Raw genomic sequence first — 26573 nt, forward strand, 5'->3', positions numbered from 1 at the left:
CTCAGGGTTTCGCCGCGGTGGGCATGCCGCCGCAGGTGACGGGCAGCGGCGCGGGCAGCGAGGCCGCCGGGCGGGTGTCGGCCGGCATCGGCTGCACGGCCAGCCAGCTGGCCACGGCGTTGATGTCGGCGGTGGTCATGCGCTGGCCGATCTGCGCCATGCAGTCGGGCGCGGGCGCGTGGCGCTCCTTGGTGAGCCAGGCGCCCAGCTGCGACGACACATACAGCCGCGGCAGGCCCAGCAGGCCCGGAATGGCCGGCTGCACGCCCGTGAGCGCGGCGCCGTGGCACTGCACGCAGGCCGGGATCTGGCGCGCGGCATCGCCTTCGAGCGCCAGCTGGCGGCCGCGGCGCAGCTGCTCGGGCGAGGCGTCGCTCTGCGGCGAGACCGCCGCGTACGGCAGCGACAGGTTGGCGAAGTACTCGGCCATCTCGCGCAGGTAGTCGTCCGACAGGTGCTGGACCATGTAGGTCATGTCGCTGTTGAAGCGGCGCCCGTCGCGAAAACTCACGAGCTGGTTGAACAGGTAGCCCGCGGGCTTGCCCGCCAGGCGCGGGAAGAAACCGGCGTTGGTGGTGGCGCCCTCGCGGCCGTGGCAGGCGATGCAGGCGGCCACGCGCTGCTCGATGGTGTCGGGCACGGTGGTGGTGGCTGCGCGCGTCATCGCAGGCGCGAGCGGCAACAGCAGCGCCAGGGCCAGCGCTGCCCGGTGGAGCGCGGCCTTCATCACATGCCTGCCGCGAAATGCGCCAGGGCCAGCAGGCCCGCGATCAGCAGCAGGGCCATGCACAGCCCCACGCCGATCAGCGGCAGGATGCCCAGCTGGGCGGTCCGCTTGTCGGCGTCGGCCCGACGGCCGCCCAGCCCGATGAAGCTCCAGAGTACGGCGCGCACCGCGCGCATCAGATTGAACATGGGTCCACTGTCGCGCAAACGGGTCAAAAAAAACAGATGCAGATCCAGCTCGATTCACCATATCAGATTAGAGTCCCCGCGAATGACAACGGCCCACCGATGAAGCGTTATGAAGCCCTGGCCTCGGACATCGAGGCCTCGATCCGCAACGGCACCCTCAAGACCGGCGACCGCCTGCCCTCCGTGCGCCACACGGGCAGCAGCCGCGGCGTGAGCGCCTCCACCGTGTTCCAAGCCTACTACCTGCTGGAGGCGCGCGGGCTGGTGCGCGCGCGCGACCGCTCGGGCTACTACGTGGCCGGCGGCGGCCTGCGCGACGCGCCGCCCGAGACCACCCTCACCTCGCGCCCCGCCGAAGGCCCGCGCGCGCTCGAAGTGAGCGACCAGGTCTTCGACATCCTCGAAGCCAGCATGTCGCGCCAGGTCGTGCCCTTCGGCTCGGCCTTTCCGAGCCCGCTGCTGTTTCCGCTGGCGCGGCTGGGCCAGTTCATGGCGGCCAGCGCCAAGTCACTCGACCCGTGGCGCACCGTGGACGACCTCACGCCCGGCAGCGCAGCCCTGCGCCGCCAGATCGCGCTGCGCTACCTGGCCGACGGCCTGCCGGTGCCGGCCGAGGAGATCGTGGTCACCAACGGCGCGCTCGAGGCGCTCAACCTGTGCCTCTCGGCCGTGACGCGGCCGGGCGACGCGGTGATCGTCGAGTCGCCCACCTTCTATGCCGCGCTGCAGGCGCTCGAGCGCATGGGCCTGCGCGCCATCGAGGTGCCGACGCACCCGGGCGAAGGCATCGACCTCGACGCGCTGGCGCAGGCCATCGCCGCCCACAAGCCGACCGCCTGCTGGCTCATGACCACCTTCCAGAACCCGCTGGGCAGCCTGATGCCCGATGCGAAGAAGAAGGCGCTGGTCGAACTGCTCGCGCGCCACGAACTGCCGCTCATCGAAGACGACGTGTACGCCGAGCTGTACTTCGGCGAGCGCCGCCCGCCGCCGGCCAAGGCCTTCGACACGCAGGGGCTGGTGCTGCACTGTTCATCGTTTTCGAAAAGCCTCGCACCCGGCTACCGCATCGGCTGGGCCTCGGCCGGGCGCTTCGCGCGCACGGTGGCGCGACAGAAGCTCACGACCACGCTCAGCACCTCGGTGCCCGCGCAACTGGCGCTGGCCGACTACCTCGAGAAGGGCGGCTTCGACAAGCACCTGCGCAAGCTGCGTCAGACGCTGGCGATGCAGCAGGCCAGCTTCACGCAGGCCGTGGGCCATTACTTTCCGGCCGGCACGCGCGCCACGCGGCCGCTGGGCGGGTATTTCCTGTGGGTCGAATTGCCGGCGCAGGTGGATGCGCTGGAGATCCATCGGCTGGCGCTGGAGCGCGGCATCAGCGTCGCGCCCGGGCCGATCTTCTCGGCCACGCGTGCGTTCTCCAACTGCCTGCGGCTGAACTACGGCCACGCGTGGGACGCGCACAGCGAGCAGGCCCTGCAGACGCTCGGGCGGCTGGTGGCAGAAGAAGCGAGCTGAAACGACAACGCCCGCCGAAGGGGCGGGCGTTGTGCGGACCTGTCGACCTACTCTTGCGGTTCCAGCGCGACCGGCGCCGGCGCCCCGTTCTTCTTGCGCGCCTGCAACACGAACGCCACGAGCTGCCACACGACGAAGATCGCGATCAGCCCCAGCAGCGTCCCGCTGATGGGCCGCGACACAAAGGTGCCGAAGCTGCCGCGGCTGAGCAGCATCGCGCGGCGGAAGTTCTCCTCGAGCATCGGCCCGAGGATGAAGCCCAGCATGAGCGGCGCGGCATCGAGCTCCAGCCGCATGAACATGTAGCCCATGAAGCCGAACGCGGCGGTGATGAACACGTCCTGCAGGTTGTTGTTCACGCTGTAGGTGCCGATGCAGCAGAAGAACAAAATCGACGGGAACAGCACGCTGTACGGGATCTTGAACACCGAGAGCCAGTAGCGCACCAGCGGCACGTTCAGCACCAGCAGGAACACGTTGCCGATCCACATGCTGGCCACCAGGCCCCAGAACAGCTCGGGGTGGCTGGCGATCATGTTCGGGCCCGGCTGGATGCCCTTGATGATGAAGGCCGCCAGCATCAGCGCCATGACCGCGTTCTCGGGAATGCCGATGCTCATCAGCGGAATGAAGCTCGTGCGCGCCGCCGCCTCGTCGGCCGCCGCCTGGCCAGCCACGCCCTCGATGCAGCCGGTGCCGATCTCGTGCTTGTACTTGCTGACCTTCTTGTCCAGCGCGTACGCCGCGAACTGCGCAATGGTCGGGCCGCCGCCGGGCAGGATGCCCAGGATGGAGCCGACCACGCTGCCGCGCAGCGCGCTGGGAATGATCCGCTTGAACTCCGCCCAGGTCGGAATGAGGTTGATCTTGCCGTTGAAGGGCGAGCGCTCCTCGCGCGAGTCGAGGTTCTTGGTGATCTCGGCGATGCCGAAGCAGCCCAGCGCAATGCTCACGATGCCCACGCCGTCGGTCAGGAACGGCATGTCCATCGTGAAGCGCGCCATGCCGCTGTTCACGTCGGTGCCGATGGTGCCCAGCAGCACGCCGATCATGCACATCGCCAGCCCGTTCAGCAGGCTGCCCGTGGTCACGAAGCTCACGCACACGAAGCCCACCAGCATCATCGCGACGTAGTCCGCCGGGCCGAACAGGAAGGCCACTTCGCCCAGCGTCGGCGCCAGGAACGACAGCACCAGGATCGCCACCGTGCCGCCGATGAAGCTGGAGAAGCCCGCCGTGAACAGCGCCAGGCCCGTTTTGCCCTTGAGCGTCATCGCGTAGCCGTCGATGCAGGCCACGATGCTGCTGGCGTGCGGGATCTTCATCGTGATCGCGCTCACGCTGTCGCCGTACTGCGCGCCGTAGTAGATGCCGGCCAGCATGATCAGCGCGCCGGTGGTGGGAATCGAATACGTCAGCGGCAGCAGCAGGCTGATGGTGGCCAGCGGCCCCAGGCCCGGCAGCAGGCCGACCAGCGTGCCCACCGTGCAGCCGATGGCGCAGTACATCAGGTTGTGCAGTGTCAGGGCGTGCGAGAAACCGAACGCCAGGTTGTTCAGGACTTCCGTCATGGTCGTGGCCTCAGAACAGCGGCAGGTTCAGGCCGAGCAGCTTCTGCAGCGCCAGCGCCATGGCGATCAGGCCCGCCGAGATCTTCACGTTGCGCACCCACGAATTGGAGCTGCCCGCGAAGGCCGAACAGAACACCATGAAGACGATGCCCGCGATCATGTTCACGTACATCGAGATCAGCGCGAACCCGCACAGGCTCGACAGGATGAGCCCAATGTTCTTGAAGTTCAGGTCCAGCGTCACCGGCGCCACCACGAACGACCGGACCACGGTGGCCACGCCGATCAGCAGCAGCAGGCTGCTCACCATCACGGGGAACAGGCCCGGCCCCGCCCGGCTGAAATCGCCGATGGGATAGCGCAGCGCGGTCAGGCCGAAGGCCAGCGCGATCGCCATGAGGAACAGACCTCTGACAAGGTTTCTATTTTTCATTCATACGCTCACGGAGTGTTGTGATTCGAATGCGCCCGCGACCGGTGGAACCGGTGCGGGCGTGTCTCCGTCCGGAGGGAGTCGCCGGACGGATCGATGCTCTTTTTGCAAGCTGATCGGAATCTGACGCAGCCGCGAGGGGAACTACGTACCGGGCGCGAAGGCGGCGAACGCGCCCGGGTCACAATGCGCGGGGCCTCCTTGCGAAGGATTGCGGAACACCGATGAAGACACCACGCCATGCTCCCCGACACGCGCTCCTGGCGGGCGCTGTTGCCGCCTTGCTGACGGCCTGCGCAGCACCACCGCCGCCGGCGCCTGGCGAGTGGTCACCGCAGCCACCCAACCCGAACGCGCCCTACCCGGCCGAATCGCGCCTGAACGGCGAACAGGGCATGGTGCTGCTGCGCGTGCGCACCACGCCGGACGGCCTGCCGGCCAGCGTCGAGGTGAAGCAATCGAGCGGCCACACACGGCTGGACCGCTCGGCCGTCGAGACCGTTCGCACGTGGCGTTTCAAGCCGACGCCGGACGACGGCACGGTGGTGTGGCGGGAAGTGCCGATCCGGTTCTTCATCACGTCGCCGCCGCAGCAGCCGACGTTCAACTAGGAGGGACGAAGCACGATGTCATGCCCCACTTGCAATCATCTCAACGCAGCGACAGACGTTCGCTGCATCCGATGCGGCACTACGTTGATCCACGAGGCCCTGGGGCACTCGGAGGCCTATCGAAAAACCACGGACTCCATGGACGCTCGCGTGTATGGAGGCGTCGGCGCCTTTTTCGGGTTTTGTGTCGTCGCAACGCTTCTGAAGTTTGTCCTGGCGCCCCCATGGCTTGACGATCGCGAGCTCTACGCTCTTGCTACCGGTGGTGCCGTCGTTGGCGGACTGCTGGCCCGTCTGTTCCTTCGCTCGAAGCAACGCATGTTGTGACCTTCGCCCGGGGCCGGACGGGCAACTTCAAGCAGCCACCGCCACCCCACCCCGCCGCATCCGGCTCACCCTGAACAGCAGGAACGCCGCGATGCTCACGTTCACCAGGTTCCATCCGATGCCGTTCAGGAAGGCCGCGTGGTAGCTGCCCGTCAGGTCGAACACCTTGCCCGACATCCAGCCGCCCAGCGCCATGCCGAACAGCGTGAACATCAGCACCGTGCCCACGCGCGCACCAGCTTCCCTGGGCGGGAAGTGCTCGCGCACGATGATCGCGTACGAGGGCACGATGCCGCCCTGGAACAGGCCGAACAGCGCCGAGATCACGTACAGCGGCACCAGCCCGTCGAAGGGGAGGAACAGCAGCAGCGCCACGCACTGCAGCACGCCACCCAGCATCAGCGTGCGCAGCCCGCCGATGCGGTCGCAGATGGCGCCCGACACCAGCCGACTCACGATGCCGAAGCCCAGCATCAGCGACAGCATCATCGCGCCCTGCGCCGGGCCGTAGCCCAGGTCGCCGCAGTAGGCCACGATGTGCACCTGCGGCATCGCCATGGCCACACAGCAGGCCACGCCCGCCACGCACAGCAGGCCCTGCGCCGTGCCCATGCTCAGGCCGAAGGGCCGCGTCATGTCGCGCACCAGGGTGCTGCTGCCCGCCACCTGCGACACCGGCGCCACCTCGGCCAGTGCGGGCGGCCGCGCGCGGAAGAACAGCGCCAGCAGCGCCATCGTCACGCCGCAGAAGATGCCCATGCCGATGTAGGTCTGGCGCCAGCCCACCTGCTCGACGAAGTGCTGCGCGATGGGCGGCCACACGGCGCCCGCGAGGTAGTTGCCGCTGGCGCACACGGCCACCGCGATGCCGCGCCGCTTGACGAACCACAGCGAGGTGTCGGCCACCAGCGGCGCAAAGGCCACCGAGCTGCCGAGCAGGCCGACCAGCAGCGCCTGCGCGATGGTGAAGGACACGATGCCTTGCGACAGGCCCGTGGCGATGTAGCCGGCGGCCAGGAAGACCGAGCCCATCAGCAACGGCTTCATCACGCCGATGCGGTCGGCCAGCTTGCCCATGAGCACGCCGCCGAAACCGAAGCCCAGCATCAGCAGCGTGTAGGGCATGGAGGCATCGGCGCGCGCCACGCCGAACTCGGCCTGCACGGCGGGCAGCATGACCGACACCACGTACATGCCGCTGCTGCCGACCGTCATGACCAGCAGCGTGAGCGCCAGGCGCACCATGGCGTAGCGCGAGTCGGGCTGGTGGACGATGGGTGTCTCTGGGGTCGTCTTCATTCTTCTTGTCTCCGCGCGTGCATCGGGTGGCGCACGTCGTGTGGCATTCTCGCGGAAGGCCGCGCCGCCTGCTGCGTGCGCCCTCGAGCATCCGACGCATGCCAATTACCTACAGACAAGCCATTCCCGAAGACACGCCCGCGTGCCTCGACCTGCGAGGCCGCACGCGAGAGAACGCCTTCTCCGTCGACGAGCTCGAGGCGCTCGGCATCACCCTCGAAAGCTGGCAGGCCGGCATCGCCGACGGCTCCCTGCCCGGCTACGTCGCGCTCGTCGACGGCGAGCTGGCGGGCTATTGCTTCGGCGAGCGCGACACCGGTGAGATCGCGGTGCTGGCCCTGCTGCCCGCGTACGAAGGTCTGGGAATCGGCAAGGCGCTGCTCGCGCGGATGATCGAGGAGTTCAAAGGGCTGGGCTTCCAGCGGCTCTTCCTGGGCTGCTCGCCCGATCCGCAGGTGCGCTCGCACGGCTTCTACCGGCACCTGGGCTGGAAGCCCACGGGCGAATTCGATGCAGCGGGCGATGAAGTGCTGGCGTACGTCCCGTCCTGAGACGTTCGCCGCGGCCGGTGCGCTGAACGCTCCGGCAGCCTCAACCCACGAACGGCGCAGGTGCCATCACCACCACGACGCTCGACGACAAGAAGGCCTTCGGCATCGGAATGCCGGGCTTGCGCTTGCCGTCGCAGGCCGCGGTCAGCAGGCCGAGACAGAGCAGAAGAACAAAGGCTGTGCTTCGCATGCGGCGCATGCTAAGCCCGCGAAGTGACGCGTCAAGTCGGACGGCAGCGCCAGCCACCGTCGGTAAAGCGAGCTTTCTGCTTCAGCGCAAAAGGACTTCCGGCCGCTCGCCGGCCTGCAGGCGGCGCTCGATGTCTTCCAGCACGTTCGGCAGGTCGGCCACGCTGTCGATCACGTAGTGCGCGCCGGCGGCTTGCAGCTCGGCGGTGGCGCGGGCGCGGCGGGCCTGCTGGCTGTCGGCGTCGAGCGCCTGCCATTCGGCCAGCGTCAGGCCGTTGACGTTGCCGCTGACCGACACGCCAACGGCCCAGGTGCCGGCGTTGAGGCCCTCCTGCAGGCCCACGCCGGTGTCGTCGACCTTGACGACGGCGTGCGGCGGCCACACGCCGAGGTCCGCGAAGCAGCGGTACATCATGAGCGGCGACGGACGCCCCGTCGCGAGGTCGCCCGCGCACACGAGGTTGTCGGGCACATAGCCGCCGGCCGCGGCGATGGGCGTGACGACGTCCATGATCGGGCGGTTGTAGCCGGTGGTGGAGCCGATCTTCAGGCCGCGCTCGCGCGCCGCGTGGACGGCCTCGATCGCGCCCGGAATGAAGTCGGTGTGGTCGCGCACGCTGGCCGCGTTCATCGGCGTGAACACCTCGTACAGGCGGTCGACGTCGGCGTCGCTGAAGGCATGGCCGTGCTTCGCTGCCCACTGCGCGGCGATGCGCGGCTGCGTGCCTAGGGCCTTGATGTGGTCCCACTTGGCCATGCCCATCGGGGCACGCGCCTCGTCGATGGTGATGTCGATGCCGGACTGTGCGAACAGCTTCACGAAGGCGCCCATGGGCGCGCAGGAACCGAAGTCGAGGATGGTGCCGGCCCAGTCGAAGACGACGGCCTGCAGCCTGGCATGGGAGTGGGCGTTCATGGCGAGGGAAAAAGAAAAAGGATGAAGGAAAGGGGCGACGCTCACCACGCGTCGAACACGTCGGCGGCAATGCCGAAGCCCGTGCTCGCGCCGCTGCCGCTGGTGACCAGCACCACACGCGTGGCGTCGTCGGGCGCGTCGATCACGCAGGGCGTGGTCTTGGACGACGGGTACACGCCGGTCCAGCGTTCGATGACCTGCGCAGTCTCGAGGTTGAGCGTGCTGCGCAGGTGGCGCAGGATGAGCTGGTCGACTGCTTCGATGGCGAAGGGTTCGGGTGCATCGCCGTAGTGGTGCGAATCGCCGACCACCAGCGAGCCGTCGGCGCTCTGCACGACGATGAGGTGGATGCCGTGGTCGAGCGAGGCGCGCTCTTCCTGCATCAGCCGCTCGCGCAGCGCCGCCGCTTCAGGCAAGCTGCTGTAGCCCTCGTAGCGCACCAGGCTCAGGTCGGTCATGACCGCGCCCGGCAGCCGAAAACCCGCCTCGGTTTGCACGCGCAGCATCTGCAGGCGGCACAGCGTGAGGTCGTGCGCGGCGATGCGGCCAGCGAACAGGCCGTGCAGTTCGGTGTTGGTGCAGACCACCACGCGCTCGCCGCGCAGGGTGCCGCGCGAGGTGCGCACGCGCGGGGTTTCGACCTCGTGCACGGTTTCGCCGAAGCGGAACACCACGCCATGTGCCTCGGCCAGCCAGCGCGCGAGCAGACCGACGGCAGTGCGCGACTCGACGCGCAACTCGTGCGGGCTGAACAGCACCGAGCGCGCCTGCGCGAGGTTGAGGCCGGGCGCGCGCTCCTGCGCGTCGGCGGCGTCGATGAGCGCGCAGGCCTCGGCCATCGGCGTGCGCAGGAAGGCTTCGAGCACGGCATGCGCCTCGGGCCGGTACGCCGCGAGCCAGAGGTGGCGGTGCACGATGTCGATGCCCGCCTGCGGCGCAACGGCCTGCCACACGTCGCGCGAATGCATGGCGCGGCGCCACATGTCGCCCGGCGCCTGGCCGGTGACGGTGATGAAACCGAAGTTGCGGATCGATGCGCCCAGGCACGCGGCATCGCGCTCGACCACGCACACGCGCAGGCCGCGCTGCGCGGCGGTGTAGGCATGGGCCAGGCCGACGATGCCGGCGCCGACCACGATCACGTCGAAGCTGTCGACGGACATGCTGGGGTTCATCAACGTTGTCTCCAGGCTTGCGTGCGCTTCAGCGCCCAGTGCCCGGCCAGCGCGAACAGGCCGCGGCCGACGGCGGCCGTGAGCATGATGAGCGAGGCCATGGCGGCGGCGGGTGCCACGTCGCCGGCATCGTCCATGTTGAGCACGGCGATGGCGGCCAGCGTGGTCTGCGGCGAGTAGAGGAACACGACGGCCGACACGGTGGTCATCGCGTTGACGAAGAAGTAGCCGGCCACGTTGAGCACGGTGGGCAGCGCCACCGGCAGGTGCACGCGCCACAGCGTGCGCCAGAACGGCACGCCCATCGACTCGGACACCAGCTCGTACTCGCGGTCGAGCTGGCGCAGCGCGGTGAGCGAGGTGAGGTGCGCCACCGAGAAGAAGTGCGCCACGGTGCAGATCACCAAAATCGCCATGCCGCCGTACAGCCCGTGCAGCGGGTTCGAAGCGGAGTTGAAGAAGAAGATGTAGCCCACGCCGAGCACCAGCCCCGGCACCGCGAGCGGCAGGTTGGCCAGCAGGTTCAGCAGTTCGCGCATCAGGCCGAAGTGGCGCGGCTTCTCCACGAAGTAGGCCGACACGAAGGTGGCGAGCGCGCCCGCCACGGCCGCGCACAGCGCCAGGCGCAGCGAGTTGCCGTAGCTGCCCCAGCCGCCGCCGTCCATGTTGCTGAAGTCGTAGTTCTTCAGCGAGGGCGTGAGCTTGTAGGGCCAGTAGCTGGCGAGCGAGGCGAACACGGCCATGCCGATCATCACGACGATGGCGATGGCGGTGAGCGTGCAGAACACGAGCAGCGCACGGTCGCGCGTCTTCACGGGCTCGGGCTGGTAGGGCGTGGCGCGCGCCGACAGCGCCGCGGCCTGCTTGCGGCGCACACGGCGCTCGACGAGAAACGACAGCACCGCCGGAATCAGCAGCACGAGGCCGACCACCGCGCCCATCTGGAAGTTCTGCTGGCCGACCACCTGCTTGTAGATGTCGGTCGCGAGCACGCCGGTCTGGCCGCCCACGACCTTGGGCACGCCGAAGTCGGTGATGACCAGCACGAACACGACCATCGCGGCCACGATGAGGCCGTAGCGCGACGAGGGCAGCGTGACGGTGCGGAAGATGCGCCAGCGCGAGGCGCCCAGGGTCTGGGCGGCTTCGTACAAACGCCCGTCGGACGTGGCCATGGCGGTGGTCAGGATCAGCAGCGCATGCGGCAGCGTCCAGAACACCGAGCCGAGCACGATGCCCAGCGGGCCGTAGATCGACAGGTCGCCCAGCAGGCCCTTGAACAGGCCCTGGTTGCCGAACAGGTAGATCAGGCTGATGGCCGGCAGCAGCGAGGGCGCCAGCAGCGGCATGAGCGCCACGGCGCGCAGCAGGCCCTTGGCGGGCATGCACGAGAGCGTGAGGCCGTAGGCGTACACGTAGGCGATGGCGGTGCACAGCACGGCGCTGATCACCGCGAGCAGCACGCTGTTGAAGGCCGACTGCACGAGCGCGGGGCTCTCGAGGTAGCGCGCGAAGTTGGTCAGGCCGACGAAGCTGCCGGCGCGGTCGTAGAAGCTCTGGCCGACCAGCGCGCCGACGGGGAGCGCGACGATCACGACGAGCAGCAGCACGACGAGCAGCACGGCGGCGCCGGTGAGCCAGCGTTCGCGGTCGAAGTGATTCGAACGCGGGATCGCGATCGGGGCGAGGGCTTCTGTGGAACTGCTCATGTTGTTCTTGTTTTGGTTTCGTTGTTCAGGGCGCGTGCACAGGCCACCGGGTACTTCCCTCCGCGAATGTCCCCCGCCTTCGGCTCCTCCTTGATTTCGCTGCGGGAAGCACCCAGTGTCCTGCGCACGGGACGCAGCGCTGGTGTGCAGCCGATCAACGACCGCTGTGTGTCACGCTCACGTCGATGGGGTGCCTTGCGCAGCGAAATCAAGGAGGAGGCCGCAGGCCGGGGGACATTCGCGGAGCAAGGTACCCCGTCGGCGGGAGCGCGCCCTGGATGGCTGCGCACCACGCGACAAGGACCTCGCACACGCGATGTCATGTCATTGCGCCAGGACCGACAGCGCGTTCAGGGGAAGCTGGATGTGCACCATGCTGCTGGGCACCAGCGGCTCTTCGCCGCCGCTGCGTGCATCGGCGGGCAGCTCGGCCTCGATCTCGATGCCCAGTGGCTCGCAGGCCAGGCGGGCCGAGGTGCGGTTGCCGAAGAACTCGGTGTCGAGCAGGCGCGCGGCGAAGCTGTTGGTGCCGAGCTCGGAACCGAAGCGCTTCACCACCACATGCTCGGGACGGATGCCCACGGTGGCCTGCGAACCGACGCTGAGGCTGCCGGGCGCGCAGAACAGTTCGCTGTCGCGCACGCGCACCTTGCCGTCGGCCAGCACGGTGGCGGGCAGCATGTTCATGCGGCCCACGAAACCCGCCACGAAGCGGGTGCGCGGCTTGCGGTACAGCTCGTCGGGCGTGCCGGCCTGCTCGATGCGGCCGTTGTGCATCAGCACCACGCGGTCGGCCATCGAGAGGGCCTCTTCCTGGTCGTGCGTGACCATGATGGTGACAATGCCCAGGCGCTTTTGCAGCGCGCGGATCTCGCTGCGCAGCGTGGCGCGCACCTGCGCGTCGAGCGCGGAGAGCGGCTCGTCGAGCAGCAGCAGGCGCGGGTTGGGCGCCAGGGCGCGCGCCAAGGCGATGCGCTGCTGCTGGCCGCCCGAGAGCTGCACAGGGTACTTGTCGGCATGCGCGGTGAGGCCGACAAGATCGAGCATTTCGCGCGAGCGCTTGGCCATCTCGCGCGCCAAGGCGCCCGTGGGGTGCAGGCCGTAGGCGATGTTCTGCGCCGCCGTGAGGTTGGGGAACAGCGCATACGACTGGAACACCACGCCGAAGCCACGCGCCGCGGGCGGCAGGCCCGCGATGTCCTGGCCGCCGAGCAGGATCTGCCCGCTGTCGGCGCGCTCGATGCCGCACACGATGCGCAGCAGCGTGGTCTTGCCACAGCCCGAAGGACCGAGCAGGCAGACGAACTCGCCGGGCTCGATGTCCAGGTCGATGCCGTCGAGCACGCGCGTGGCGCCAAAGGACTTGCCTATGCCGCGAAGAGAAAGAAAGCTGGTCATGTGCGGCTACCCGAAACCCAGATCACATTGGCTTTTTCTCGGCCTTGGCGTCGTAGCGCTTCGACCATTCCGTCAGGATGCGGTCGCGGTTGGCGGCAGCCCAGTTGAAGTCGTTCTTGGCGAGCAGCTTCTCGACGTCGCCCGGCACGAACTCGAGCTTTTCCTGGATGCCCGGCAGCGCGAGCACGGCGAAGTTCTTCGCGTACAGCTCGTTGGCCTGCTTCGTCACGGCCCAGTCGGCCAGGGCCTTGGCGGCGTCCTGCTTCTTGCTGGTCTTCATGATGCCGGTGGCTTCCATGTCCCAGCCCAGGCCTTCCTTGGGCAGCACGATGTCGATGGGCGCGCCGTCGCGCTTGGTCTTGTTGGCGCGGTATTCGAACGACATGCCGAGCGCGAACTCGCCGGCGCCGGCCTGGCGGCAGGGCTTGCTGCCCGAGAGGCTGTACACGCCGATGTTCTGGTGCAGCGCGTCCATGTACTTCCAGGCCTTGTCTTCACCCATCATCTGGATCCAGCCCGACACCATGAGGTAGCCGGTGCCCGAGGCCGCGGGGTTGGGCATGGTGATCTGGCCCTTGTAGACCGGGTTGGTCAGGTCGGCCCAGCTGGTGGGCTTGGGCAGGTTCTTCTTCGTGGCTTCGGCGGTGTTGAAGCAGATGGCCGACGACCACACGTCCATGCCGACCCACTTGGGCGGGTTGGCCGTGTCGCGCATGGTGGGCTTGATGGCGTCCAGGCCCTTGGGGGCGTAGGGCTGGAGCATGCCTTCCTTGTCCAGCAGCATCAGCGAGGTGGCGGCCAGGCCCCACACCACGTCGGCCTGCGGGTTGGCCTTTTCGGCCAGCAGCTTGGCGGTGACGATGCCGGTGGAGTCGCGCACGAACTTCAGTTCGATGGCCGGGTTCTCCTTTTCGAAGGCGGCCTTGTAGGCCTGCACCTGGTCGGCTTCGAGCGCGGTGTAGACCAGCAGCTCGGTGCGGCCCTGGGCCGATGCGGCGAAAGCCAGCGAGAACAAGGCGGCGGGCACGGCGGCCCACATCAGACGACGATGCAGCATGGGAGATTCCCTCGAGGTAAGAACCGGCGGTGTACGCAAAAAGAAAACACGGCCAGGGCCGTGAACGCAGCGATGCTCGCAGCGCTATGTGACAAAGGTTTGTCACACGGCCGTACCCGCGCTGCGGCGTTTGCACTTTCGTCACACGGCTGTCATCGAGCGACGCGAGCCTGTACAGGCTGTCGCACACCGTTCTTTTGCAATCCCATGACACTCGACCTCGCCGAGATCGCTCGCCTGTTCGCCGAACGCGGCGCGCTGGCGTACGCGGGCGAGCCGGTGTCGCAGCTCGAACACGCGTTGCAATGCGCCTGGCTGGCCGAACAGGCCGGCGCCGGCGACACGCTCGTGACGGCCGCATTGCTGCACGACCTGGGGCACCTGCTGATCGCCGAGCACCAGACGCTGTCGCTCTCGCCCACCGAACTGGGCATTGACGACCGCCACCAGTACATCGCGCTGCCGCTGCTGCGCGGCGCCTTCGACGTGGCGGTGCGCGAGCCGATCCGGCTGCACGTGGACGCCAAGCGCTACCTGTGCGCGACGCGCCCGGGCTACGTGTCGAAGCTCTCGCCCGATTCGGTGCGCAGCCTGGCGCTGCAGGGCGGCGTGATGGACGACGACGCAGCGCAGCGCTTTGCGGGCCTGCCGTGGTCGGGCGACGCGGTGCGGCTGCGGCTGTGGGACGAAGCGGCCAAGGCCGAGGGGCTGCGAACGCCGCCGCTGGCGCATTTCCTGGCGACGGCGGCGCGCGTGATGCTGCGCTGAGGACCGGCGGGGCGAAGGGACGGCGGGCCGACTTTCAGCCCCGTTTAAGAAACATTTGTCTACGATGGTTTCCTCACGAGGTCCGGCGCCCCTGCGCCGGCGAGGAAATCCGCATGTCATCTGCTCCATCCCCCACCATCGCGGCGCGTGCCGGCGCGTTCGTCCAGGTCCTGCGCCGCGTGCTGCGGCTCGCGGCGCCCTACTTCAGTTCGGACGAAGAAAAATGGCGGGCGCGCCTCATGTTCGCGGGGATCGTGGCGCTGAACCTGGCGTACGTGTACGCGCTGGTGCTCTTCAACCAGTGGTACGGGCGCTTCTATGACGGGCTGCAGAACAAGGACGCGGTGGTCTTCTGGCGCGAGATCCGCGTGTTCGCCTGGCTGGCCTTCTTCAACATCGCGATCCAGGTGGCGAAGTTCTACCTGACGCAGCTGCTGCAGCTGCGCTGGCGCTCGTGGATGACCCGCCACTACCTCGGCCGCTGGATGGCCGACCGGACCTTCTATCACCTGGAACTGGCGCGCTACGCGCAGGCCGACGGCGCCACGCCCGACAACCCCGACCAGCGCATCCAGGAGGACATGCAGATGTTCACCAACGCCACGATGACGCTGTCGATGGAGATCCTGAACGCGGTGGTCACGCTGCTGAGCTTCATCGGCATCCTGTGGGGCCTGTCGGGCACCTTCGACCTGTCGCTGGGCGGCAGCACCTACCAGGTCGCCGGCTCGATGGTGTGGCTGGCGCTGGTCTATTGCGTGGTCGGCACGGTCATCACGCACTTCATCGGCCGGCCGCTGATCGGCCTGAACTTCCGCCAGCAGCGCTTCGAGGCCGACTTCCGCCACCACCTGGTGCGCGTGCGCGAGTACAGCGAAGCCATCGCGCTCGACCGCGGCGAGACGGTGGAGCGCGGCCAGCTCGACACGCGCTTCGGCGCGGTGCTGCGCAACTACCTGCAGCTGATCAAGAAGCAGAAGAACCTGGTCACCTTCACCGCGATGTTCGGGCAGGCGTCGGTGATCTTTCCGTTCATCGTGTCGGCGCCGCGTTTCTTCAGCGGCGCCATCCAGCTGGGCGCGCTGATCCAGATTTCATCGGCCTTCGACAAGGTGCAGGAATCGCTGAGCTGGTTCGTCGCCAACTACGACCGCGTGGCCGTCTGGCGCGCCACCACCGACCGCCTGATCAGCTTCGACGACGCGATGCGCGCCCACGCCGCACGCGAAGACGGCCTGCAGCGCGAAGAAGGCGCCACCACGCTGGGCACCAGCGACCTCACGCTCGCGCTGCCCAACGGCACGCAGCTGCTGGCCGGCGCCGCGCTGGCGGTGCGTCCCGGCGACAGCGTGCTGCTGCAAGGCCCCTCGGGCAGCGGAAAGTCGACGCTGTTCCGCGCCTTCGCGGGCATCTGGCCGTTTGCGCGCGGCAAGGTGCAGGCCCCGGCCGACGCGGTCTTCATGCCGCAGCGCCCCTACCTGCCCGACGGCAAGCTGCGCGAGGCGCTGACCTACCCGCACCCGGCCGCCGGCTTCAGCGACGACCAGCTGCGCCAAGCCCTGGCCGATGCGCTGCTGCCCGACCTGGTGAACCGGCTCGACGACAGCGACGCCTGGAGCCAGAAGCTCTCGGGCGGCGAGCAGCAGCGGCTGGCCATCGCGCGGGTGCTGCTGAAGAAACCGGCGTGGCTCTTCGCCGATGAAGTGACCAGCGCGCTCGATGCACCGGCCGAAGCCGTGCTCTACCAGCGGCTGGCCGACACGGTGCGCGCGGGCGGCGGTGCGATGGTGTCGATTGCGCACCGTCCGGCGGTGGGCGACTTCCACGGCCAGCGGTGGACGCTGGTGCCGCAGGACGAAAGTGCAGCCGGCGGCGCACGCTACCGGCTCGATACCTCTACAGCGGCTCAGGCCGCAGCGACGTAACGCTCCCAGCCCTTCTTGCGCAGGTCGCAGGCCGGGCATTCGCCGCAGCCGTAGCCCCAGGCCTGGCGGTGCTCGCGGTCGCCGAGGTAGCAGGTGTGGGTTTCTTCCACGATCAGGTCGACCAGCGGCTGGCCACCCAGGCGGTGGGCCAGCGCCCAGGTCTCGGCCTTGTCGATCCACATGAGCGGCGTCTCGATCACGAGGCGGCGCTCCAGGCCGAGCGACAGCGCGAGCTGCATGGCCTTCATGGTGTCGTCGCGGCAGTCGGGGTAGCCCGAGAAGTCGGTCTCGCACACGCCGGTGACGATCACCTGCAGCCCGCGCCGGTAGGCCAGCGCGCCCGCCAGCGTGAGGAACAGCAGGTTGCGCCCCGGCACGAAGGTGTTGGGCAGGCCGTCGGCCTGCATGGCGAAGGCGACTTCTTCGGTGAGCGACGAGCCGCCGAGCTGCGCCAGCGCGGCCAGCGTGAGCACGTGGTCTTCGCCCAGGCGCGGCGCCCATTCGGGAAAGCGCTCGCGCATCTTCGCGAGCACGGTGCCGCGCACGTCGAGCTCGACGCGGTGGCGCTGGCCGTAGTCGAAGCCCAGCGTTTCGACACGCTGGTACTTGGACAGGGCCTCGGCCAGGCAGGTGGCCGAGTCCTGGCCGCCGGAGAAGAGAACGAGGGCGGTGGTGTGCAGGGGCATGTCCGTCAACGGCGGGGCCGTTGTAGTGCAAATGCACGATTTTCGCAGCCGATCGGTGCTGCGGGCCGCCCTGTTCTGCGGTGCTTCTAGAGAAAGCGCTCCAGCAGCTTGCGCGAAGCGCGGTCCAGCGCCTTCGCATCGGGGATGCGGAACTGCACGCCGTGCGCGCTCGCGATGAGCAGCGCGCCGCCTTCGAGCCGGCGGATGTCCTCCTCGGCCTTGAGCACGAAGCTGGTGTCGCCGCGGTCGGTGCTCACGGTCCAGGTGCTGGGCACGCCGAAGCTGGACACGCCGTGCAGCTTCAGCAAGGTGGGCGCGAAGTCGCGCACGGCGAGTTCTTCGGTCAGCAGCGCCTGGGTGGGCGCGGGCAGCTGGTCGACGCGGTCGACCCACACGAGTTCGCGGCCTTCGCTGCCGACCAGCGACACGCCCTCGTTGGGCGCGCTCAGCGGAAAGGCGCGCACGGGCGTCACGCCCACGTGGTGCTCGCCCTGCGCGTCGGTCAGCACGAGGCGCCCGAACGTGTCGCGTGCGAGTTCGAAGCTGATGGTGGTATTGGTGCTGCTCATCACACGTCCCCTGCCGGATGGGCGGCGTGGCTCACGGCCAGCGGCGCCTGGGCGTTGGCGCGCTCGTCGGCGGCGCCCTCGCTCACATCGTCTTCGTCGCCCTGGCGCAGCTGCGCCTGGTACAGGCGCCAGTAGGCGCCCTGCTTGGCCATGAGCGCGTCGTGCGGCCCGACCTCGACCACCTCGCCGCGGTCCATGACCACGAGGCGGTCGGCCTTGCGCAGCGTGGACAGGCGGTGGGCGATGGCGATGGTGGTGCGGCCCTGCACGAGGTTGTCGAGCGCCTTCTGGATTTCCTTTTCGGTCTCGGTGTCGACGGCCGAGGTGGCCTCGTCGAGGATCAGGATGCGCGGGTCGATGAGCAGCGCGCGCGCAATGCTGATGCGCTGGCGCTCGCCGCCCGACAGGCCCTGGCCGCGCTCGCCCACCAGCGAGTCGTAGCCGTGCGGCAGGCGCAGGATGAAGTCGTGCGCGTGGGCTGCGCGAGCCGCTGCCACCACTTCTTCGCGCGTGGCGTCGGGCTTGCCGTAGGCGATGTTCTGCGCGATGGTGCCGAAGAACAGGAACGGCTCCTGCAGCACCAGCCCGACGTGGCGCCGGTAGTCGGCCACGGCGAAGCGGCGGATGTCGGTGCCGTCGACCTTGATGGCGCCGTCGGTCACGTCGTAGAAGCGGCAGATCAGGTTGACCAGCGTGCTCTTGCCCGAGCCGCTGTGGCCCACGAGGCCGATCATCTCGCCGGGCTCGATGGTCAGGTCGAGGTCGTGGATCACGGCGCGCGAGCCGTAGCGGAAACCGAGGCCGCTCATCTCGATGCGGCCCTGCACGCGCTCCACCTTCACCGGGTTGGCGGGCTCGGGCACGTTGCTCACGTGGTCGAGGATGTCGAAGATGCGCTTGGCGCCGGCGGCGGCCTTCTGCGTGACCGAGACGATGCGGCTCATCGAATCGAGCCGCGTGTAGAAGCGGCCGATGTAGGCGATGAAGGCGGTGAGCACACCCACCGTGATGCTGCCGCGCGCCACCTGCCAGATGCCGAAGGCCCAGACCACGAGCAGGCCGATTTCGGTCAGCAGCGACACGGTCGGCGTGAACAGCGACCAGGTGCGGTTGAGCTTGTCGTTGACCTGCAGGTTGTAGGCGTTGGCGACGCGGAAGCGCTCGGCTTCGCGGCGCTCCTGCGCGAAGGCCTTGACCACGCGGATGCCGGGGATGGTGTCGGCCAGCACGTTGGTCACTTCGGACCAGACGCGGTCGATCTTCTCGAAGCCGGTGCGCAGGCGGTCGCGCACGACGTGGATCATCCAGGCGATGAAGGGCAGCGGCACCAGCGTGACCACGGCCAGCAGCGGGTTGATCGAGATGAGGATGGCCGCCGTCATGACGATCATCAGCACGTCGTTGGCGAAATCGAGCGCGTGCAGCGACAGGAAGACGTTGATGCGGTCGGTTTCCGAGCCGATGCGCGCCATCAGGTCGCCGGTGCGCTTGCCGCCGAAATAGTCCAGCGGCAGGGTCAGCAGGTGCTCGTAGGTGGTGGTGCGCAGGTCGGCGCCGATGCGTTCCGAGACCAGCGCCAGCAGGTAGGTGCGCGCCCAGCCCAGCCCCCAGCCGACCAGCGCCGCGATCAGCAGGCCGCCCAGGTAGAGGCCGACCCGGCCGGAATCGATCTTCTGCCCGTTCTGGAACGGGATCAGGATGTCGTCCATCAGCGGGATGGTCAGGTACGGCGGGACCAGCGTGGCGGCCGTGGAAATCAGGGTCAGGACAAACCCGAGGATCAGCTGCTTGCGGTACGGCCCGGCAAAGCGGCCCAGGCGCAACAGCACCCAGGTCGAGGGCGGGGTCTGCAGCTCGGTGTCGGTGCCGTCGACATCGAGAAGTTCGGGCACCTCCTCTGTCGCCTTCGCGACAGCGGGCGCGGCGCGCTGGCCGAACAGCTTGAGCAGCTTCAGCGCCGCCGGCTGGCCGGCCAGGGTGTAGCGCCAGCGGGCGAGCTGTCCGGAGGGTCCGATGAGGTCGAGGGTTCCGACGCCCGCATGGTCGGAAAGACACATTTCCAAGGCCTGCTCTGTGAGTGGCCACTCACGCCACTCGCCACCGGGTTCCAGGGCGATGAGCCGCTGGTCGGTCAGGGCGACGAGGCCGGTGGCGAAGCGAAGTTGGTCGTCGAGGTCAACCGCAAGTGTTACCGAAACGTTTTCAGCGCCTGCGAGTCGGCTTTTCAGCACGCCTGAGACCGCCTCCGTTTCGCCCGCCTGGGCGCCGACTGGATCGTGATGTTGCATTGTGTTTATTTGACTCTTGCCCGTCGCGGGCCGCTGGGACCGCGTCATGGCGTCCTTGGTCGGGCGCCGATTCTGACCGATCGCCATGGGTGCGCTTGAAGGCGCCGTGGTGCTCGGCCAAAGCACATCGAACGTTTGCATGACCCGTTTCGACGACATCCAATTGCTGCGCATCAACTATTTGCGCGGTCCCAACCTCTGGACCTACCGTCCGGTGCTCGAAGTCTGGCTCGACCTGGGCCAACTGGAAGACTTTCCCTCCAACAAGATCGACGGTTTCACCGACCGGCTGACCACCCTGCTGCCGGCGCTCATCGAGCACCACTGCGGCGTGGGCGAGCGCGGCGGGTTCATCCAGCGCCTCACCGAAGGCACCTGGTCGGGCCACGTGCTCGAGCACGTCGTGATCGAACTGCTGAACCTGGCCGGCATGCCGACCGGCTTCGGCCAGACCCGCAGCACCTCGGAGCACGGCGTGTACCGCATGGTGTTCCGCGCGCGTGACGAGCAGGTCGCCCGCGTGGCGCTCACCGAAGGCCACCGCCTGCTGATGGCGGCCATCAACAACGACCCGTTCACCGCCGCCGACGTGCAGACCGCCGTCGAAGCCGTCAAGGCCAAGGTCGAGGACTGCTACCTCGGCCCGAGCACCGCGGCCATCGTGTCCGCCGCCACCGACCGCGGCATTCCGCACATGCGCCTGAACAGCGGCAACCTGGTGCAGCTGGGCTACGGCGCCAACCAGCAGCGCATCTGGACCGCGGAAACCGACTACACCAGCGCCATCGGCGAATCGATCGCCAGCGACAAGGAACTGACCAAGTCGCTGCTCGCCAGCTGCGGCGTGCCCGTGCCGCACGGCCAGGTGGTCGAGTCGCCCGAGGAAGCCTGGGAAGCCGCCGAAGACATCGGCCTGCCCGTGGTCGTGAAGCCGTCGGACGCCAACCACGGCCGCGGCGTGTCGCTCGAACTGACCACGCGCGAGGAAGTCATGGCCGCCTTCGCGGTCGCCGAGCCCGAAGGCAGCGACGTGATGGTCGAGCGCTTCATCCGCGGCCACGAGCACCGCCTGCTGGTGGTGGGCGGCGAGGTGGTGGCGGCCGCGCGCGGCGAGATCATCACCGTGACCGGCGACGGCACCAGCACCGTGGCCGGGCTGATCGACAAGCAGCTCAACAGCGACCCGCGCCGCGGCGCCGAAGAAGAATTCCCGCTCGACGTGATCGTGCTGGCCACCGATGCCAAGCTGCAGCTGGAACTCAAGCGCCAGGAACTGGACGGCAACTCGGTGCCCGCCGCCGGGCGCGTGGTGACGATCCAGCGCAACGGCAACATGGCCTACGACTGCACCGACCTCGTGCACCCCGAGGTGGCGCATGCCGCCGTGCTCGCCGCCCGCGTGGTCGGCCTGGACATCGCGGGCATCGACATGGTCGCGCAAGATATCTCCAAGCCGCTGGGCCCGCAGGGCGGCGCGATCGTCGAGGTGAACGCCGGCCCCGGCCTGCTGATGCACCTGAAGCCGGCCATCGGCTCGCCGCGCCCCGTGGGCCGCGCCATCTGCGACCACCTGTTCCCGAACGACGCGCCCGGCCGCATCCCCGTGGTGGGCGTGGCCGGCTCGCGCGACACCGCCGTGCTCGCACGGCTGGTGGCCTGGCTCATCAACCTCGGCGGGCGCCACACCGGCCTGGCCTGCCGCGACGGCCTGTTCCTGGAACGCCGCCGCGTCGATGCACGCGACAGCGCCAACTGGGACGCCGGCCACCGCCTGCTCGTGAACCGCGCCGTCGAGGCCGTGGTGATCGAGAACGGCGCCGAAACCATCCTGCGCGACGGCCTGGCCTACGACCGCTGCGAAGTCGGCATCGTGACCGACCTCGAAGGCTGCGAAGCCCTGGCCGACTACGACATCACCGAGAGCGACCAGATGGTCAAGGTGCTGCGCACCCAGGTCGACGTGGTGCTGGGCGAAGGCACGGCCGTGCTGAACGCCGACGAGCCGCGCATCGCCGCGCTGGCGCCGCTGTGCGATGGCGCCGTCATTCTGTATGCGGCCGACCCGCAGGCCGCCGCACTCGCCGCGCACCAGGCCGAAGGCGGCAAGGCCGTGCTGGTGCGCCAGGACCGCGTGGTGCTGGCCAACGGCACGAGCGAATCGTTCCTGCCCGGCCTGGGCCGCCTGACCATCTGGCGCGCGACCCACGTCGGCGTGAGCCTCGAAAGCCTGCTGGCCGCCGTGGCCGCCGCCTGGGCCATGGGCATTCCGCTCAACCTGATCGGCGCCGGCGTCGAAGCCTTCGAAGCCGACCTGCAGGCGGCCCTGGCCTCGCTGCAGCTGTCGCAGGCCTCGCCCCTTTCGCCCCAACTACAACTGGCATGACACGATGCGCCGCCCCGCCACCCGCGGGGCCGGCGCCCTGGTCACACCGCAAGATCACCGCAACCGCGCGCCCCGTGCCGTAGCCCCATGAAAGTCACCCGCATCCGCGCCCTGCGCGGCCCCAATCTCTGGAGCCGCCACACCACCATCGAGGCCGTCGTGGCCTGCGAAGGCGACGAGAACGCCGTCGGCAAGCTCGACGGGTTCGAAGCCCGCCTGCGCGCCCGCTTCCCGACCATCGGCGAGCTGCACCCGATGGTGCTCGGCCAGCCGCTGGCGCTGGCCCACGTGCTCGAGAACGCCGCCGTGGCGCTGCAGGCCCAGGCCGGCTGCGCCGTCAACTTCGGCAACACCGCGCCCACGACCGAAGAAGGCGTGTACCAGGTCACCGTGCAGTACACCGAGGAAGACGTGGGCCGCCGCGCCCTCGCGCTGGCCGAAGCGCTGATCCAGGCCGCGCTGGCCGACACCGCCTTCGACGCCGACGCCGCCATCACCGAGCTGCGCGACCTCGACGAATCGGAGCGCCTGGGCCCGAGCACCGGCTCCATCGTCGACGCCGCCGTGGCGCGCGGCATTCCGTACCGCCGCCTCACCAGCGGCAGCCTGGTGCAGTTCGGCTGGGGCTCCAAGCAGCGCCGCATCCAGGCCGCCGAGATCGACAGCACCAGCGGCGTGGCCGAATCGATCGCGCAGGACAAGGAACTCACCAAGCAGCTGCTCAACGCCGCCGGCGTGCCGGTGCCGCTGGGCCGCCCCGTGTCCAGCGCCGACGACGGCTGGGCCGCCGCGGAAGAAATCGGCCTGCCGGTCGTGGTCAAGCCCCAGGACGGCAACCAGGGCAAGGGCGTGACGGTGAACATCACCACGCGCGAGCAGCTGAACTCGGCCTACGACTCGGCCGCCGTGTACGGCGAGGTGATGGTCGAGAAATTCCTGCCCGGCTTCGACTTCCGCCTGCTGGTGGTGGGCGACCGCCTCGTGGCCGCCGCGCGGCGCGACCCGCCGCAGGTGATCGGCGACGGCAGCTCCACCGTGCGCCAGCTGGTCGACACCGTGAACCTCGACCCGCGCCGCGGCGAGGGCCACGCCACCTCGCTCACCAAGATCCGCCTGGACGACATCGCCATCGGCCGGCTCGAGTCGCAGGGCCTCACGCCCGAGAGCGTGCCCGAGCTGGGCCAGCGCGTGGTGCTGCGCAACAACGCCAACCTCTCGACCGGCGGCACCGCCACCGACGTCACCGACACCGTGCACCCCGAAGTGGCCGCGCGTGCGGTCGATGCGGCGCAGATGGTCGGCCTGCACATCTGCGGCGTCGACATGGTCTGCGAGAACGTGCTGCGCCCGCTCGAGGAACAGCACGGCGGCGTGGTCGAAGTGAACGCCGCGCCCGGCCTGCGCATGCACATCTCGCCCTCGTTCGGCCGCGGCCGCGCGGTCGGCGAGGCGGTGATGGACACGCTGTTCGCCCCCGGCGACGACGGCCGCATTCCCGTGGTGGCCGTCACCGGCACCAACGGCAAGACCACCACCGCGCGCCTGATCAACCACATCATTGCCTCCAGCGGCCTGCGCACCGGCATGACGAACACCGACGGCGTGTACGTCAACGGCCGCCAGACCGACAGCGGCGACTGCAGCGGCCCCAAGAGCGCGCGCAACGTGCTGATGCACCCCGACGTCGACGCGGCCGTGTTCGAAGTGGCCCGCGGCGGCGTGCTGCGCGAGGGCCTGGGCTTCGACCGCTGCGAGGTGGCCGTGGTCACCAACATCGGCAGCGGCGACCACCTGGGCCTGAACTACATCACCACGGTGGAAGACCTGGCGGTGCTCAAGCGCGTGATCGTGCGCAACGTGGCGCCCGACGGCTACGCGGTGCTCAACGCGGCCGACGTGAACGTCGCCGCCATGGCGGCCGGCTGCCCCGGCAACGTGATCTTCTTCACCGCCGACCGCATGCACCCGGTGATGGCCACGCACCGCGCGCAGGGCAAGCGCACCGTGTACGTCGACCAGGACACGCTGGTGGCCGCCGAAGGCTCGTGGCGCGAACGCATCGCGCTGCGCGACGTGCCGATCACGCGCGGCGGCACCATCGGCTTCCAGGTCGACAACGTGATGGCCTCGGTGGCCGCCGCGTGGGCCGTGGGCCTCGATTGGGACACCATCCGCAGCGGCCTGTCGAGCTTCATGAACGACGCGGCCGGCGTGCCCGGGCGCTTCAACGTCATGGACTACCGCGGCGCCACCGTGATCGCCGACTACGGCCACAACACCGACGCCATGAAGGCGCTGGTGTCGGCCGTGGACACCATGCCCGCCAACAAGCGCTCGGTGGTCATCAGCGGTGCGGGCGACCGGCGCGACTCCGACATCCGCGACCAGACCGCGATCCTCGGCCAGGCCTTCGACGACGTGATCCTGTACCAGGACGCAGCGCAACGCGGCCGGGCCGACGGCGAAGTGATGGCGCTGCTGCGCCAGGGCCTGCAGGGTGCCTCGCGCACGCGCCAGATCGACGAGATCCGCGGCGAGTTCGTCGCCATCGACGCCGCGCTGGCGCGGCTGCAGCCGGGCGACCTGTCGCTCATCCTCGTCGACCAGGTCGAAGAGGCGCTGGCCCACCTCGCGCAGCGCATCGCGCAGGGCTGATCCGCCCGCCCCGCAGCGCAGGAGGCCCGCCCTCCTTGCGCTGCCGGACGTGTCCCACACGCAGGGGCGCGTCCGGCCCGCTCCACGGCGTGCGGCTTGTCCCACAGCCCCGCGCCACCGGCCGGCCCACACTGGATCACCGGTCGCGCCCTGCGTTCTTTTGTTTTCTGTTTTCTGTTCGCACGGCGCGCCCCTTCAGGAGCCCCGATGACGACCCACACCTTCCGTTCCACGCTTTCAACCGCTGCCCTCGTGGCCGTCGGTGGCTTCTTCATGGCCGGCGCGCCGCTGGCCTCGGCCCAGGCGCCCGGCAGCGACGCGCGGATGCAAAAGGAACGCGCCACCTGTGACGGCGTGCAACAGGACCGCGCGGCCTGCCTGCGCGAAGCCGGCGCCGCGCGCCAGGAAGCCGGTCGCCACGGCCTGACCACCCCCGGTGCGGAACGCGAAGACGCCAACGCGCTCGCACGCTGCCGCGAACAACCGGTGGCCGACCGCGCCGATTGCGAAGCGCGCATCCGCGGCGGTGCGCGCACCTCCACCGAAGGCAGCGTGATGGGCGGCGGCGTGATCCGCGAAACCGTCACGCCGCTGCCGCCGCAGCCCGTGCAGCCGCCGCGCTGATCGAGCGAGGCCGGCCTTCACCCCGATACGCCAACAAGGAGCACACCATGCCAAACAATGCGCGTTCGATGATCTTTGCCCTGCTCGCACTCAGCGGGCTGGCCACCACCACCATCGCCACGGCCGCCCGTGGCGACGGCGGCGGCAGCACCTACCAGCAGGAGATTGCGGTCTGCGGCCACAACCAGCAGGACCGTGCCGCCTGCATCCGCGAAGCCGGCGCCGCGCGCCAGGCCGCGGCGCGCGGCGGCCTCACCTCCGCGCCCGACTACCGCGCCAACGCCGTGGCCCGCTGCGGTCTGCAGCCGCCGGCCGAGCGTGCCGACTGCGAAGCCCGCGTGCTGGGCAGCGCAGGCAACATCCGCAGCAATGTCGATGGCAGCGTGATGGGTGGCGGCGTGATCCGCGAATCGGTCTCGACCCGCGTGGTGAACATACCGGCCGCCACGCTGCCGCCGCCGATGGCCGCCCCGATGCCGGCACCGATGCCTGCGGAACCGATGCCGATGCCCATGCCGCGCCCCGTGCCGGTGCAGTGACCCGGTGCGCATCGCCCGGAATGCGCCTCGGTGATAACACCGACGACACGTTCGCGGGCGATGCCCTCGTTTGTCATCAAATCGTCACAAAATACAGGCATGTGCTAGCTATAGTTCCCGGTCCCTGCCAACCGAGGAACACTTTCCCATGAATGCCATCAAGGTCGCTCGCCGATTCATTGAAACGGACCCGGCCAACGAATCGGCCAAGATCCTTGCCCAACTCGTGCTGGCGCTCGAAGCCGAACGCAGCTTCGAGTTGATCACGCTCTACAGCCTCGACTACAAGAGCTTCCAGCTTGCGATGGACATCCTGAAGGAGTGGCGCCTGGACCGCTACTACGCCAGCAAGTCCAAGCTGTTCGATCTCTCGCTGCAAGTCACCGAGCTCGAAGCGGGCAACAGCGCCGCTTCCTGAGCCCGTCCCATGGCGGCCCGGTACCTGGCGTACCCGGGCCCGCCTG

General features: G+C 69.0%; 24 protein-coding genes. 10 read left to right on the forward strand and 14 right to left on the reverse strand.

Going from position 1 to position 26573, the window contains the following annotated elements:
- Window position 1: 1 nt before the first annotated feature.
- Both AC07SQ_RS17330 and AC07SQ_RS17335 read right to left on the reverse strand, forming a co-directional pair.
- The gene (locus AC07SQ_RS17330; protein WP_495272395.1) at window positions 2-727 is read right to left on the reverse strand and encodes a c-type cytochrome; all 726 of its coding nucleotides are present in this window, start codon (window positions 725-727) and stop codon (window positions 2-4) included.
- A complete protein-coding gene (locus AC07SQ_RS17335; RefSeq protein ID WP_495272394.1) occupies window positions 727-915 on the reverse strand; it encodes a DUF2970 domain-containing protein in 189 nt (62 codons plus the stop codon). The genes AC07SQ_RS17330 and AC07SQ_RS17335 overlap by 1 nt, the downstream gene beginning before the upstream one ends.
- A gap of 99 nt (window positions 916-1014) precedes the next feature.
- Here AC07SQ_RS17335 and AC07SQ_RS17340 point away from each other — a divergent pair, with 99 nt between their 5' ends.
- Window positions 1015-2436, forward strand: coding sequence for an aminotransferase-like domain-containing protein (locus tag AC07SQ_RS17340; protein ID WP_495272393.1), 1422 nt, complete (start codon window positions 1015-1017; stop codon window positions 2434-2436).
- 47 nt (window positions 2437-2483) lie between these two features.
- On the opposite strand, the gene AC07SQ_RS17345 is transcribed toward AC07SQ_RS17340, so the two are convergent.
- A complete protein-coding gene (locus AC07SQ_RS17345; RefSeq protein WP_495272392.1) occupies window positions 2484-4007 on the reverse strand; it encodes a tripartite tricarboxylate transporter permease in 1524 nt (507 codons plus the stop codon).
- A 10-nt stretch (window positions 4008-4017) separates the two neighbouring features.
- Complete coding sequence (locus tag AC07SQ_RS17350) at window positions 4018-4440, reverse strand: tripartite tricarboxylate transporter TctB family protein (RefSeq protein WP_390904004.1); 423 nt, start codon at window positions 4438-4440, stop codon at window positions 4018-4020.
- Window positions 4441-4664: 224 nt separating this feature from the next.
- Here AC07SQ_RS17350 and AC07SQ_RS17355 point away from each other — a divergent pair, with 224 nt between their 5' ends.
- On the forward strand, window positions 4665-5051 hold the full coding sequence (locus AC07SQ_RS17355; RefSeq protein ID WP_495272391.1) for an energy transducer TonB: 387 nt from the start codon (window positions 4665-4667) through the stop codon (window positions 5049-5051).
- 354 nt (window positions 5052-5405) lie between these two features.
- On the opposite strand, the gene AC07SQ_RS17360 is transcribed toward AC07SQ_RS17355, so the two are convergent.
- A complete protein-coding gene (locus AC07SQ_RS17360; protein ID WP_495272390.1) occupies window positions 5406-6677 on the reverse strand; it encodes an MFS transporter in 1272 nt (423 codons plus the stop codon).
- A 98-nt stretch (window positions 6678-6775) separates the two neighbouring features.
- Between AC07SQ_RS17360 and AC07SQ_RS17365 the strand changes: the two genes are divergently transcribed.
- Window positions 6776-7228 (forward strand): GNAT family N-acetyltransferase, encoded by a 453-nt coding sequence (locus AC07SQ_RS17365; protein WP_495272389.1) that lies wholly within the window; start codon window positions 6776-6778, stop codon window positions 7226-7228.
- Between the two features lie 40 nt (window positions 7229-7268).
- On the opposite strand, the gene AC07SQ_RS17370 is transcribed toward AC07SQ_RS17365, so the two are convergent.
- The 6 genes from AC07SQ_RS17370 to AC07SQ_RS17395 form a co-directional block, all read right to left on the reverse strand.
- Window positions 7269-7418 carry a hypothetical protein gene (locus AC07SQ_RS17370; protein WP_167394971.1) on the reverse strand — a complete coding sequence of 50 codons (150 nt, stop codon included), beginning with the start codon at window positions 7416-7418 and terminating at the stop codon, window positions 7269-7271.
- 81 nt (window positions 7419-7499) lie between these two features.
- Entirely contained in the window at window positions 7500-8333 is an 834-nt protein-coding gene (gene phnX, locus AC07SQ_RS17375) for a phosphonoacetaldehyde hydrolase (protein WP_495272388.1), read from the reverse strand.
- A 41-nt stretch (window positions 8334-8374) separates the two neighbouring features.
- Window positions 8375-9508 (reverse strand): TIGR03364 family FAD-dependent oxidoreductase, encoded by a 1134-nt coding sequence (locus tag AC07SQ_RS17380; RefSeq protein WP_495272387.1) that lies wholly within the window; start codon window positions 9506-9508, stop codon window positions 8375-8377.
- Window positions 9508-11217 (reverse strand): putative 2-aminoethylphosphonate ABC transporter permease subunit, encoded by a 1710-nt coding sequence (locus tag AC07SQ_RS17385; protein ID WP_495272386.1) that lies wholly within the window; start codon window positions 11215-11217, stop codon window positions 9508-9510. Before AC07SQ_RS17385 ends, AC07SQ_RS17380 begins: the two co-directional genes overlap by 1 nt.
- A 324-nt stretch (window positions 11218-11541) precedes the next feature.
- Entirely contained in the window at window positions 11542-12615 is a 1074-nt protein-coding gene (locus AC07SQ_RS17390; protein WP_070060031.1) for an ABC transporter ATP-binding protein, read from the reverse strand.
- A gap of 22 nt (window positions 12616-12637) precedes the next feature.
- Complete coding sequence (locus AC07SQ_RS17395; protein WP_095948258.1) at window positions 12638-13672, reverse strand: putative 2-aminoethylphosphonate ABC transporter substrate-binding protein; 1035 nt, start codon at window positions 13670-13672, stop codon at window positions 12638-12640.
- Window positions 13673-13879: 207 nt separating this feature from the next.
- On the opposite strand from AC07SQ_RS17395, the gene AC07SQ_RS17400 reads away from it, so the two are divergent.
- Window positions 13880-14440, forward strand: a complete 561-nt coding sequence (locus AC07SQ_RS17400; RefSeq protein WP_495272385.1) for a phosphonate degradation HD-domain oxygenase — start codon at window positions 13880-13882, stop codon at window positions 14438-14440.
- 113 nt (window positions 14441-14553) lie between these two features.
- Window positions 14554-16365, forward strand: a complete 1812-nt coding sequence (locus AC07SQ_RS17405) for an ABC transporter ATP-binding protein/permease (RefSeq protein WP_495272384.1) — start codon at window positions 14554-14556, stop codon at window positions 16363-16365.
- Here the strand turns inward: AC07SQ_RS17405 and queC are convergent.
- From queC to AC07SQ_RS17420, 3 genes are all read right to left on the reverse strand, one after another.
- Window positions 16347-17051 carry a 7-cyano-7-deazaguanine synthase QueC gene (gene queC / locus AC07SQ_RS17410; RefSeq protein ID WP_095743689.1) on the reverse strand — a complete coding sequence of 235 codons (705 nt, stop codon included), beginning with the start codon at window positions 17049-17051 and terminating at the stop codon, window positions 16347-16349. The genes AC07SQ_RS17405 and queC overlap by 19 nt on opposite strands.
- A gap of 86 nt (window positions 17052-17137) precedes the next feature.
- The gene (locus tag AC07SQ_RS17415) at window positions 17138-17620 is read right to left on the reverse strand and encodes a cyanophycin metabolism-associated DUF1854 family protein (protein ID WP_159273941.1); all 483 of its coding nucleotides are present in this window, start codon (window positions 17618-17620) and stop codon (window positions 17138-17140) included.
- Complete coding sequence (locus tag AC07SQ_RS17420) at window positions 17620-19908, reverse strand: cyanophycin metabolism-associated ABC transporter (protein WP_495272383.1); 2289 nt, start codon at window positions 19906-19908, stop codon at window positions 17620-17622. The genes AC07SQ_RS17415 and AC07SQ_RS17420 overlap by 1 nt, the downstream gene beginning before the upstream one ends.
- A gap of 139 nt (window positions 19909-20047) precedes the next feature.
- On the opposite strand from AC07SQ_RS17420, the gene AC07SQ_RS17425 reads away from it, so the two are divergent.
- The 5 genes from AC07SQ_RS17425 (at window position 20048) to AC07SQ_RS17445 (ending at window position 26527) form a co-directional block, all read left to right on the forward strand.
- A complete protein-coding gene (locus AC07SQ_RS17425) occupies window positions 20048-22291 on the forward strand; it encodes a cyanophycin synthetase (protein WP_260685188.1) in 2244 nt (747 codons plus the stop codon).
- Between the two features lie 87 nt (window positions 22292-22378).
- A complete protein-coding gene (cphA, locus tag AC07SQ_RS17430) occupies window positions 22379-24946 on the forward strand; it encodes a cyanophycin synthetase (protein ID WP_495272382.1) in 2568 nt (855 codons plus the stop codon).
- Window positions 24947-25153: 207 nt separating this feature from the next.
- A complete protein-coding gene (locus tag AC07SQ_RS17435; protein WP_495272381.1) occupies window positions 25154-25570 on the forward strand; it encodes a hypothetical protein in 417 nt (138 codons plus the stop codon).
- 47 nt (window positions 25571-25617) lie between these two features.
- The gene (locus AC07SQ_RS17440; protein WP_095747442.1) at window positions 25618-26109 is read left to right on the forward strand and encodes a hypothetical protein; all 492 of its coding nucleotides are present in this window, start codon (window positions 25618-25620) and stop codon (window positions 26107-26109) included.
- Window positions 26110-26257: 148 nt separating this feature from the next.
- Window positions 26258-26527 (forward strand): hypothetical protein, encoded by a 270-nt coding sequence (locus AC07SQ_RS17445; protein WP_062480564.1) that lies wholly within the window; start codon window positions 26258-26260, stop codon window positions 26525-26527.
- Window positions 26528-26573: the final 46 nt, after the last annotated feature.

The organism is Variovorax sp. GW821-FHT06D12, from assembly GCF_059419205.1.